14 protein-coding genes and 1 riboswitch are annotated in these 12090 nt (G+C 28.4%); all 14 genes read left to right on the top strand.

Annotated elements, in window-relative coordinates; all coding sequences use genetic code 11:
* Window positions 1–179: 179 nt before the first annotated feature.
* The 14 genes from ABUA17_RS14180 (at window position 180) to ABUA17_RS14115 (ending at window position 12087) form a co-directional block, all read left to right on the top strand.
* Entirely contained in the window at window positions 180–611 is a 432-nt protein-coding gene (locus ABUA17_RS14180) for a nucleotidyltransferase domain-containing protein (RefSeq protein WP_042398054.1), read from the top strand.
* Window positions 595–717: a hypothetical protein gene (locus tag ABUA17_RS14175; RefSeq protein WP_260457792.1), complete on the top strand. Its 123-nt coding sequence runs from the start codon at window positions 595–597 to the stop codon at window positions 715–717. The genes ABUA17_RS14180 and ABUA17_RS14175 overlap by 17 nt, the downstream gene beginning before the upstream one ends.
* Window positions 714–899 carry a hypothetical protein gene (locus ABUA17_RS14170; protein ID WP_242833240.1) on the top strand — a complete coding sequence of 62 codons (186 nt, stop codon included), beginning with the start codon at window positions 714–716 and terminating at the stop codon, window positions 897–899. Before ABUA17_RS14175 ends, ABUA17_RS14170 begins: the two co-directional genes overlap by 4 nt.
* Window positions 845–1051, top strand: a complete 207-nt coding sequence (locus tag ABUA17_RS14165) for a hypothetical protein (protein WP_242833241.1) — start codon at window positions 845–847, stop codon at window positions 1049–1051. Before ABUA17_RS14170 ends, ABUA17_RS14165 begins: the two co-directional genes overlap by 55 nt.
* Before the next feature lie 149 nt (window positions 1052–1200).
* Window positions 1201–3591: an immunoglobulin-like domain-containing protein gene (locus ABUA17_RS14160; protein WP_055291631.1), complete on the top strand. Its 2391-nt coding sequence runs from the start codon at window positions 1201–1203 to the stop codon at window positions 3589–3591.
* 83 nt (window positions 3592–3674) lie between these two features.
* Window positions 3675–3883: riboswitch (cobalamin riboswitch) on the top strand.
* 443 nt (window positions 3884–4326) lie between these two features.
* The gene (locus tag ABUA17_RS14155; protein ID WP_042398057.1) at window positions 4327–5169 is read left to right on the top strand and encodes a sirohydrochlorin cobaltochelatase; all 843 of its coding nucleotides are present in this window, start codon (window positions 4327–4329) and stop codon (window positions 5167–5169) included.
* 13 nt (window positions 5170–5182) lie between these two features.
* Window positions 5183–6466: a cobyrinic acid a,c-diamide synthase CobB gene (locus ABUA17_RS14150; protein WP_042398060.1), complete on the top strand. Its 1284-nt coding sequence runs from the start codon at window positions 5183–5185 to the stop codon at window positions 6464–6466.
* Between the two features lie 20 nt (window positions 6467–6486).
* A complete protein-coding gene (locus tag ABUA17_RS14145; RefSeq protein WP_042398062.1) occupies window positions 6487–7110 on the top strand; it encodes a precorrin-8X methylmutase in 624 nt (207 codons plus the stop codon).
* A gap of 92 nt (window positions 7111–7202) precedes the next feature.
* Entirely contained in the window at window positions 7203–8309 is a 1107-nt protein-coding gene (gene cbiD, locus ABUA17_RS14140; protein ID WP_042398067.1) for a cobalt-precorrin-5B (C(1))-methyltransferase CbiD, read from the top strand.
* 77 nt (window positions 8310–8386) lie between these two features.
* Entirely contained in the window at window positions 8387–9016 is a 630-nt protein-coding gene (cbiE, locus tag ABUA17_RS14135) for a precorrin-6y C5,15-methyltransferase (decarboxylating) subunit CbiE (protein WP_055275504.1), read from the top strand.
* A gap of 14 nt (window positions 9017–9030) precedes the next feature.
* Window positions 9031–9609, top strand: coding sequence for a precorrin-6Y C5,15-methyltransferase (decarboxylating) subunit CbiT (gene cbiT, locus ABUA17_RS14130; protein ID WP_055275502.1), 579 nt, complete (start codon window positions 9031–9033; stop codon window positions 9607–9609).
* A gap of 1 nt (window position 9610) precedes the next feature.
* Window positions 9611–10279 (top strand): cobalt-factor II C(20)-methyltransferase, encoded by a 669-nt coding sequence (locus ABUA17_RS14125; protein ID WP_042398073.1) that lies wholly within the window; start codon window positions 9611–9613, stop codon window positions 10277–10279.
* Window positions 10280–10285: 6 nt separating this feature from the next.
* Window positions 10286–11032, top strand: a complete 747-nt coding sequence (gene cobM, locus ABUA17_RS14120; protein WP_042398076.1) for a precorrin-4 C(11)-methyltransferase — start codon at window positions 10286–10288, stop codon at window positions 11030–11032.
* Window positions 11033–11034: 2 nt separating this feature from the next.
* Window positions 11035–12087, top strand: coding sequence for a cobalt-precorrin 5A hydrolase (locus ABUA17_RS14115; RefSeq protein ID WP_055291630.1), 1053 nt, complete (start codon window positions 11035–11037; stop codon window positions 12085–12087).
* Window positions 12088–12090: the final 3 nt, after the last annotated feature.

The following is a 12090-nucleotide window of genomic DNA, read 5'->3' as shown; positions in this document are numbered from 1 at the left end:
TGGATACAAGACACCGTTAGAAGCATTTAACGAAGAACAAGCTAAGTGTTGCACTTAGCTTGACAATTCGTCAAATATAAATAAATTTATTCTCTAAAATCTAAGCTTAATACATTAGTTTAACAAAGTAATTATTTAGGATATAATATAGATAAGTGAGTAAAAATAATGAGGTTTATATGGATAAGGGAGAATTTATTAAGGCAATTAGTAAACATAATGAAATTATAGCTATATGTGAATTCGGAAGTTATGGTACAGATGATTGGATAAAAGATAGAAGTGATATAGATTTACTTGTTGTAACTGCACCGAAAGTTACTTTTTTAGATACATTTGATATAGAAGATGAAATAAAGAAAATAGCTAGTAAGTTTTATAATTATAACAATATTCATTTGACCTTTGTATTATTTAATGATTTTGGAAATAAATATGCACGTATGGCAGTAGATAGCGATAATAAGTATATATTAAAAGAAGAAAGATGGTATGATTTTAATCATTATGTTTTAAAAGCTGCACGAAATAATGAAAAGTTAGAAAAAACTTTAAAAATAGATGAACAGTACAGTTACTTTGGAGGTATTATTGATGAATCCATACTATAGATATAAGAAAGAAAAGTTTTTAGAAAAATATCAAAGTGCATATGATAATTTAGAAGACCTTAAAGAGGCAATAGCTGAATATAAAAAAATAATAGTAGAATTATGAGAAGAGCAATGTTTGCATTTTTTCAAGATTTCACTGAATATATAGTTGATATGTGTGAAAGTTATATAATAGTTAATGATGGAAAACTAAAAAGTTCAATATCGGCTACAGGACTTATTGATAAAGCATGGGAGATGTTTTTTTTGATGATAAGCTTAAAGGATATCTTTCAATGGCTGTAAAGCTAAGAAATAGATATACTCATGATTATTATATAAGAGAAGAGAGTGAAAAGTTAATAGAGGAATTTTGCTTTAATAGATTAGCTTACTTAGATATATTTTTAGGGGAAAATAAAGATAAAGTTATTCTAAAATATAAGGATAAAGAATAGATAAAATAATATTAAAATGTAAAAACACCTTCAATATTAATTTTTAATATTGAAGGTGTTTTTTGATACAAAAGGAATACAGTTGGTAGCATAACATAAAATTTATCATAGCATGTAGTATATTACTTCTAAATATAATGGGGGAATGTATGAAGAAGAAGTTATTATCAATATTTTTAAGTAGCGTAATAATAGTAACATTGTTATGTACAAGTATTTATGTTAAGGCCGAAGGTAATGATGAGGCCGGGACTAGTAGCGAATCAGAAGAAGTTTTAGGTATGGGGGAGGAGGATACTAAGGATAAGGATATACAATTAAATGAAGGTGAAGTATATCAAGATGGGGAAAATGTTAGTGACGAAAATAATTTAAATCCTGGTGATTATGATTCCAATTTATTTAAAATAGTACTTTATACTTTAGGTAAATTATCAGATGAATCTATAAAAAAAGATGAATTAAAAGCAATAACTAAGATAGATATAGAAGCATTACAAAATGAGCATAGTGATTTAGAAAATATAGAGATAAAGTCATTTTCTTTATTAAAGGAAATTAGCAACTTAAAAGAAATAAATTTAGGAAATGTTAAATGTGAGAATATAGGAGAGTTAAAAGAAATCACTACATTAGAAATAGTAAAGGTAAATGGAAATGTAGTAGAAAAAGGTTCGTTAGGAAGTGTTTCAGAAGAAAATATACAAGAGGTTACAGAACCAATTATTGAAAATCAAGTAGTAGATAATAATGAGGCAGAGAACTCTGAAATTAATAGTGATGAGAATACATCAGATTCATCAGTAATAGAAGAAGAGCCAAGTGATGAAGTTATAGACAATAGTGAAAATAAAGATAATACAGAGGAAGAACCAACAGATAGCAAGGATGAAGATAAATCAAATGAAGGAGCAGTTGTAACAGGAGATGAGTCTGAAAACTTACCTATAATAGATGCTAATGATAAAACAATAAATGTTGGTGATAAGTTTGATCCACTAGATGGAGTAACTGCTAAGTCAAATAATGGAGAAGATTTAACAGATAAAATTGAAATAAAAGAAAATGAAGTAAATCCAAATGAGCAAGGAAAATATAAGGTAACTTATTACGTAAAAGATAATGATAATAAAGAAGCAACTAAAACAATATCAATAACAGTACAAAAAGGTGAAGAAGTAGTAAATACATTACCAATAATAAATGCAGAAAATAAAACAATAGAATTAGGAAATAAATTTAATGAGTTAGATGGTATAAAAGCAATTGATGAAGAAGACGGAGATATAACTAATGATATTATTGTTGTATCAAGTAATGTTGATGTCAATAAAGAAGGAGTATATGTAGTAACTTATGAGATAAAGGATAAAGATGGAGGTAAGACAAGGAAAACTATTGAAGTTACAGTTGTTAAACCCTTAGAAAAAGAAAATGAGGCTCCATATATAAATGCAAGTGATAGAACTATTAAACAAGGAGAAAGCTTTAATCCATTAAATGGAGTAAATGCATATGATACTGAAGATGGAGATTTAACTTCAAAAATAAGAGTTATTGAAAATATGGTTGATATAAGTGTAGTAGGAAAGTATTCAGTTACTTTTGAAGTAAGTGATAGTGCTGGGTATAGAGTTACTAAGGAAATATATATTAATGTTGTACCAAAAAGTAATACAAGACCAATTATATATGCTGATAATATAACAGTAGCTTTAGGTGAAAAGTATAATCCATATGCAATGGTAAGTGCTTCAGATAAAGAAGATGGAGATATAACAGGAAAGATTATAGTAGTATATAATTATGTTAATGTATATAAAGAAGGCATATATAAAGTTGGATATAAGGTTACTGATAGCATGGGAACTTCAGCATCTTGTGTAATTAAAGTAAAAGTTAAAAATTTTAATAATGGAAATAAAGTAACTTCAACAGGAGATGTACCAGTTATATACTGCAATGATATTTCTATAGCATTAGATACGAAATTTAATCCATTAGAGTGGGTAGCAGCAACTGATAAAGAAGATGGAGATATAACTAATAAGGTTATGGTTATATATAATAATGTTGATACAAGTATTGAAGGTAATTATCATGTAACTTATGAGATTATTGATAGTAATGGAAACAAGGTAAATAAAGCAATGATGGTTGTTGTTGAATCAGAAGATAAGATGAGTGGAGAAAATAAACCACCAATTATTAATGCGAATGACATTACATTAGAAAAAGGTAGATATTTTGATCCATTAGATGGTGTTACAGCATTAGATGATGAAGATGGAAATTTAACAAATAAGATTATTGTTAAAGAAAATGAAGTGAATGTAAGCAAAAAGGGAGTATACAAAGTAACTTACGAAGTAACTGATAGTAAGGGGTTAGTTACTACAAAAAGTATTAGTGTTACAGTTGACGGCGGAAGTGGTTTTAATAGTAATTCAACGATAATTAAAATTATTATAGGATTATTAGTCATTATAACAGTAAGTGGATCAGCAACAGCAATTATAGTTAATAAGAAAAAGAAGTAGTTTAAATTATTTTTCAAAAATAGATGCATTTATAAAAATAACTTGATTTATCATCTGTTTTATTATTTAATGAGATATATAATTGAATAATAAAGAATTTAGGTTTTAAAATTATAGATTTTTAGTATTATAATTTTAAATTAAAAGGGAAAGTGGTTAAATGCCACTGCAGCCCCCGCTACTGTAATAATGGACAAATCTCTAAATAAATCCACTGGTGGTTAAAAACTGGGAAGGTATGAGAAGAGGATGAAGTTAAAGCCAGGAGACCTGCCTAAATTTTAATCTATACTTCGGTGGGAAGGTAAGGATGATATGATAGAAAGTTAAGTAAGAGGTTTCAAGTGATAAGTTTAGAATTAAGGACTAAATTTAGCTTAGGATGAATTTACAGAAATTTATTTTAAGAAACTCCAAAAGAGGTTTTAAAATTAGTTTGTTACTTGTAACTTGTTGTTTGTTACTAACTAAATTGAAGAAAAGTGAGAAATACTTTTTTCAATTAGTAGTTTTGAGTTGTTTTAGTAGTTAAGGATAACTAAAACTAAAAACTACTAACTGTATAATTTTGGTTATATTGTGTTGTCTTTTAAGCACCCTAATTGAAGGGTGCTTTTATTTTTTTATTATAAAGTAATTTATAAACATAATTAGATTTTTTAGTTAATAAATAAAAATGAATAAATAAATTTAAAGAAAAAATAATTTGAAATAAATTTTAGGAGATTTTAAATAATGAAAAAAGCAATATTAGTAGTTAGCTTTGGGACAAGCTATTTAGACACTTTAGAGAAAACAATTGAAAATGCTGAAAATCAAATAAGAAATAGTTTCAGTGAATATGATATTTATAGAGCATTTACATCTCATAAGATAATAAAAAAATTAAAAGAAAAATATGAGATATTTGTTGATAAACCTGAGGAGATGATGGAAAAGTTATATGAAGATGGATATGAAGAAGTGATTATGCAACCATTGCATATGATACCTGGAGAAGAGTTCATATATGTAAATAAAATAGCAGAAGCTTTCAAGGATAAGTTTAGCATTCTAAAAGTAGGAAGACCTATTTTTTACTATCAAGGAATAGAGGAATTACCACAAGATTATTCACTATTTATTGAAGCAACAAAAGAATTATATGAGAAAAATAATGCTGTAGTGTATGTCGGACATGGAACTGCACATCCATCAAATTCTGTATATGGATGTTTACAAGCTGTGTTGGAAGATGAAGGATATGAAAATGTATTTGTTGGGACAGTTGAGGGATATCCTAATTTTGAAACAGTACTTAGAAGACTAAAAAGAAAAAATATAACTGAAGTAACTTTAGCTCCATTAATGATGGTTGCAGGCGACCATGCAAGAAATGATATGGCTTCAGATGATGAAGATTCGTGGAAGTCTATGCTAGAAGAAGAAGGTATTAAAGTGAATTTGCATATGAAAGGGCTTGGTGAAAACGAAAAATTTAATGAGCTATATATAAATAGAATAGAAGATCTTATAAACAATAGATATATCGGTGTTGGACAAACTAAAAAAGGTCATAAGGTAAAAGTAAAAAGTTAAGGAGACATAAAGCATGAAAACAATGATAATTTCATCCAATTGTAGTGGTGGAGGAAAAACTACAGTTACTCTTGGATTAATGAAAGCATTAAAAAATAGAGGCTATGATGTACAAGGATATAAGGTAGGTCCGGATTATATTGACTCAGGATTTCATACTGAAATAACAGGGAATGTATCTAGAAATTTAGATTTGCATTTAATGGGAGAAGATGGGGTTAAGGCAAGTTTTTCAAGAGGAAAAGGTGATTTAGCGGTAGTTGAAGGAGTTATGGGACTATATGATGGGAAAGGTTTAACTGAAGAATGTTCAACATATAGTATTTCCAAAGTATTAAATAATGCTCCAATTATATTAGTAATTACTCCAAAGGCACAAAGTATAACTTTATGTGCAGAAATTAATGGAATTAAAAATTTTAAGGATGCTAATATTTCAGGCGTAATTTTAAATTGTATTAGTGAAAGTTACTACAATTTATTAAAGTCAGCAATTGAAATGCACTGCAATTTAAAGGTGTTTGGATATATTCCAAAGGATGAAAAGCTTAAATTAGAAAGTAGACATTTAGGGTTAGTACAAAGTGTAGAAGTTGGTAATTTACATGAGAAGATAGATTATTTAGCTAAACTTATTGAGGAAAATATAAATTTAACTGAAATAATTGAAAGTTTTAAGGAGATAAGTAAGTACGATGATAATTATCATTTAGAAAATAAAAATAAGAAAATTGCAATAGCTTATGATGAAGCTTTTAGGTTTTATTATAAAGAAAATATAGAGTTATTAGAAGAAGTTGGTGAAGTTATTTACTTTAGCCCGCTTAAGGATTCAAAGTTACCAGAAAATATTGATTTTTTATATTTAGGTGGTGGCTATCCAGAGGTATTTAAAGAAGAGTTAAGTAAGAATACAAGTATGCTTAAGAGCATAAAACAAGCATTAGATAATGGATTGAATTGTTATGCTGAATGTGGTGGATTAATGTATTTAACAGAAAATATAGATGGCGTTGATATGGTGGGATTCTTAAAAGGAAATAGTGAAATGACTAAAAGACTAAATAGATTTGGTTATGCAACAGTATCATTAGGTGATATAAGAATTAATTGTCATGAATTCCATAAGTCAAAGGTAAATTTAAATGAAGAGGCAATATATGATGTAATAAAAACTTCATATACGGGCGAAGAAATTAAATGGAAATGTGGATATAAAAAGAATAATACATTAGCAGGATATCCACATGTGCATTTCTTTGGAAATTTAGATTTTATTAAGAGATTATTAAAATAAGAAAATTGGAGTGAATAAAAATGGACTATATTAAAAATCCAATGGAAATAGAAAATACAAGTATGAAAATTATAGAAGGTGAAATGGGTGAGCATAATTTCACTAAAGAAGAATTGTCTATAATAAAGAGAACTATTCATACAACAGCAGATTTTGAATACAAAGATTTAGTAGAAATAAGTAAAGGAGCGATAGAAGCTTCTAAAGAAATTTTTAAGAAACCATTTATTATTTATACAGATACTAATATGGCATTATCAGGAATAAATAAAATAGCCTTATCAAAATTAAATGGAAAGGCTATTTGTTATGTAAATTTAGAAGAAGTACATAAAGAGGCTAAAGAAAAGCAAATAACTCGTTCAATGGCAGCTGTAGAAAAGGCTTGTAATGATAATGTTGATATTTTTGTATTTGGAAATGCACCAACAGCATTATTTAAATTAAAAGAGCTTATAAAAGATGGAAAAGCTAAGCCAAAGTTAATTATTGCAGTTCCAGTAGGATTTGTTGGAGCAGCAGAAAGTAAGGAAAATTTAGAAGAACTTAATGTTCCTTATATTAGAGTTAAGGGAAGAAAAGGTGGAAGCACAGTTGCAGCAGCAATAGTAAATGCTCTTATGTACAACGTTGTTGAAAGGTAGACTTGTGTAGTTAAGAGTTAGTAGTTTTGAGTTAAGGGAGTGACAAGTTTCAACTTGTAACTTGTAACTAAATAAGTGGGGAGTTAGGATGAATGCTAGATCTTTATGTAATGAGTGGTGGTAAGAAATTAAGATGTGGATATACTACTGGATCATGTGCAACAGCAGCGGCAAAGGCAGCAACAATTATGCTTTTTAATGATGTAGTTCTAAATAGTGTTGACATAATAGTACCTAAGGGAATTGAGATAAAGATACCTATAAATTCTATAGAAAAAGGTGAAAATTATTGCTTAGTTTCTGTGATTAAAGATGGTGGAGATGATCCAGATATAACTGATGGGATAGAAATTTATGCAAGAGTAGAAAAGCAAGATAGTGGATTTACTTTAGTTGGAGGAGAAGGAGTTGGAGTAGTTACTAAAGAAGGGTTATTTATAGAAAAAGGACTTCATGCAATTAACCCAACTCCAAGAAAAACTATTCAAGAAGCTGTAATGGAAAATCTTCCTGGTGACATTGAAGGTGGAATTAAGGTAACTATTAGTGTTCCTGAAGGAAAAGAAATTGCTAAAAAGACCTTTAACCCTAGGCTTGGTATAGTTGGAGGAATTTCTATTTTAGGAACATCAGGAATAGTTAAACCAATGTCAGAAGAAGCATTAAAGGAATCTATACGAATTGAAATTAATCAAAAGGGAAGAGGTAAGGAGAGATTAGTTCTTACTTTTGGGAATATAGGTGAAAAGTGTGCAAATGATAATGGATTTTCAGAAGATGAAGTAGTTATAATATCTAACTTTGTAGGTTTTGCATTGGAATGTTGTGCTGAAATTAAAATAAAAGAAGTCGTTCTTATAGGGCATATAGGGAAGGTAAGTAAAGTTGCTTATGGATGTTTTAATACTCATAGCAGAGTAAATGATGTACGTCTTGAAGTTATAGCTTTAGAGCTTGCACTTTTAGGATATGATACAAATCTTATTAAAAAAGTTTTAGAGCAAAAAACAAGTGAAGGTGCAGTAAAGTTCTTAGGTGAAGGATATGATGAGCTTTATAAAAATATAGGAAATAAGATTGTTGAAAGAATGAAAATTTATACTTATGGCGAAATGAAATGTGATGCAATAATGTATTATGGATTTTCAGATTATAAGATTTTATATAATTCTCTTTCAAAACTAGGAAAATTTGATTAGTTAGCAGTTAATAAGTGATAGAAAAAAGTAAGTTTTAAGTAATAAGAGCGTTCATCAGTATAGGAGGTTGAAAAATTGTGCTTTATATAGTTGGAATGGGGCCAGGAAATAGAGATTATATATTAAAGAAGGCAATAGAGGTATTAAATGAATGTGATGTTATTATTGGTTTTGAAAGACTTATTAATGATTTAGAGTTCATTAATAAACCCCAAATAGTAATGAATTCATTAAAGGAAACCTTGGAGTATATTAATAGCAATGGGCAAGATAAGGGGAATTTAAAGGGTAAGACTATTGCTTTAGTAGCTTCAGGAGATCCGACTTTTTTTGGAATAAGCGAATATATAAAAAAGAATTACCCAGGAAATATTGTCGTAATACCTGGATTAAGCTCGTTTCAATATTTAACGACTAAGTTAAATAAAAGCTGGTCTTATGCATTTACAGGAAGTGTACATGCAAGAAATGAAAATTTTATAGATAAAGTTAAACAAAATAAATTATCAATATGGCTAACTGATAATAAAAATAATGCTGCACATTTATGTAAGCTTTTAATTGAACATAATATTAATTGCAGTGTGATTATTGGTGAGTATTTATCTTATGAAAATGAGAGAATTTTAGAAGGTAAGCCTGAGGAATTTATAAATGTAGACTTTAGCGATATGTCTATATTAGTTGTAGAAAATGAAGAAAATTAAATTAGGAGAAATATATGATTTTAATTAAGGATGATGAATTCATAAGAGGCAATTGCCCTATGACAAAAGAAGATATACGTGCATTAAGTATTTGGAAGATGAATTTAAAAGAAAATTCTACAGTATTAGATGTAGGTTCAGGAACAGGAACAATAACTGTACAAGCTTCTAAAATTTCAAGTAATGGAGTTGTGTATTCTATTGAAAGAGATGAAGATGCAATATCTACAACTAAAATTAATTTAGATAAGTTTGACTGTACTAATGTGATATTAGATGAAGGTGATGCTGTAGAAATATTAGAAAAATACATAAAAGAAGATAAAAGATTTGATTCAATATTTGTTGGTGGATCTGGTGGAAGTTTAGAAAAGATTATTGAAATGTGTAGTGAATTATTAATTCAAGAAGGTACTATTGTTATGAATTTTATAACTTTAGACAATGCATATAAAGCAATTGAAGTTATGAAAAAGTTAAACTACATAGTAGATATTTCGCAAGTAAATATAAGTAAAAATAGAGGACAAAGCTATATGATGATTGCAAATAATCCAATATATATTGTTCAATGCATAAGGAGTGTAAATTAATATGAAATCAACGTTATATGGAATAGGTGTAGGACCTGGAGATAAAGAGTTATTAACTGTAAAGGCAGTAAGAGCAATAGAAAATAGTGATGTTGTAGTTGCACCAAGTGCAATGGAGGGTGGAGAAAGTATAGCTTTAGAAACAGCTAAAGAATATATAAAAGAAGGAACTGAAGTTGTTATAAAACATTTTCCAATGGGAAAGAAAAATAGAATTGAAAAAGCTAAGGAAGCTTATGATTTTATAGAAGAAAAATTAAAAGAAGGTAAAAATGTATCATTCTTAACTATTGGAGATCCTTATGTTTATAGTACTTATATTCATATGTTAAAGCATATGGAAGAAAGAGGCTTCCATGTTGAAACAGTACCAGGAATAACTTCATTTTGTGCAGCTGCAAGTTTAGTTGATAGAACTTTAGTTGTAGGGGATAATCCACTTATGATATTACCAGCAACTAGAGTTAAAGATATTAAAGATGAAAAATATGTTGTAATAATGAAGGTTTATAAGCATGAAGAAACTGTAGTAGATTTCTTAGAGGAAAAAGGATTTGATTATGTTTATGTAAGTAGGGCAGGAAGAGAAGGACAACTTATATTAACTGACAAGGAAGAAATAAAACAAGCTAGGGATTATATGTCGCTAATATTAGCAAGTAGGGAGTAGAAAATTATGGTTTATTTTATAGGGGCAGGGCCTGGAGATGTTGATTTAATAACAGTTAAGGGGAGAGATATATTAACAAAAGCGGATGTAGTTATATATGCAGGCTCTTTAGTGGCTAAGGAGCATATGGATTATTGTAAAGAAGAAGCATTAATATATAATTCGGCAAAGATGACTTTAGAAGAAGTTATTGAAGTTATGGATACAAATAAAGATAAGACTATTGTAAGACTTCATACTGGAGATCCATCAATATATGGAGCTATAAAGGAGCAAATGGATGAGCTTGATAAGTTAAATATAGAATATGAGGTAGTGCCAGGAGTTAGTTCTTTTGTTGCAGCAGCTTCGGCAATAAAAAAAGAATTTACCCTTCCATCAGTAACTCAAACAGTAATTTTAACTAGAGTAGAAGGAAGAACTCCAGTACCAGAAACAGAGGATTTAGAAAAATTAGCACAAATAGGAGCTTCAATGGCTATATTTTTATCAATTTCAATGATTGATAAAGTGGTAGCTAAGCTTAGAGCTGGATATGGAAGAAATGTTCCTATAGCAGTTATTGAAAGAGCAACTTGGGATAATGAAAGAAGCATAATTGGAACTTTAGATGATATTGCAGATAAGGTTAAGGAAGCTAAGATTACTAAATGTGCTCAAATATTAGTTGGAGACTTTATTGACTGTGATTATGAAAAAAGTCTTTTATACGATAAAACATTTACTCATATGTATAGAGAGGCTAAAAAGTAATTATGATTTGTATTATAAGTGTTACTGAAAAAGGTGATATTTTAGGAGAAAAAATAAAATCACAAATTGGTGGAGATTTATACTTTAAATCTAAAAGAAGTGATTTTAACTTAAGTGATATAACTAAAGAGTGTTTTGAAAAATATGATTCTATAGTATTTATAAGTTCAACAGGAATTGCAGTAAGAGCAATATCAAAGCATTTAAAAGGCAAAGATAAAGATCCAGCTGTAGTTGTGGTGGATGTTTGCAATAAGTTTTCTATAAGCTTAGTTTCAGGACATTTGGGTGGAGCAAATGATTTAGCTTTAAACATATCTAAAATATTAAATAATACACCTGTTATAACAACAGCAACTGATAATATTAATATTTTAGCTCCTGATGTTATAGCAAAGAATAATAATCTTGTTATTGATAGCTTAAAAATAGCAAAAGTAATTGCTAGTAGACTTGTTAATAATGAAGAAGTTTATTTTAAGGATGATAAAAATAAGATAAGTTGCCCTAAAGGATATACACAAGTTGATGAAATTAAAAGTAATATGTTGTGGATAACTAATAAAGTTAATAACAATGATAATTCGAAAAATAATTATAGTAAAATGTGCAATAAAGAAAATGATGAGATAGGAAATAAAGAAGCTGGATTAAATGATGAAAGCACAATTCTAAAGCTAGTTAGAAAAGATATAGTATTAGGAATTGGTTGTAGAAGAAATACTGAAAGTAAGAAGATGTACGAATTTGTTACTGAGACATTAAAGGAAAAAAATATTGATTTAAGGGCAGTTAACTTAATTGCATCTGTAGATGTTAAAAGTGATGAAGAAGCTATATTAAGTTTAAAACAATTCTTAAATTGTGATATTAGATTTTTTACTAGGGATGAAATAGCAACTATTGAAGATAAATATGAAGGTAGCGAATTTGTAAAAAAATCAATTGGAGTTTCAGCTGTAAGTGAACCAGTTATTGAATTAGCTGGAGCAAATATAATTATAAAAAAGATAAAAAAAGATGGAATGACATTAGCCATTGGTGAGCTAAATTAAGGA

Origin of the sequence: Clostridium sp. RTP31139st1_H3_RTP31139_211217, assembly GCF_040227035.1 — a bacterium.
GTDB classification, from domain to species: domain Bacteria; phylum Bacillota; class Clostridia; order Clostridiales; family Clostridiaceae; genus Clostridium; species Clostridium saudiense.
The sequence above is the reverse complement of the archived record's forward strand: the minus strand, read 5'-3'. Positions and strand labels throughout refer to the sequence as shown.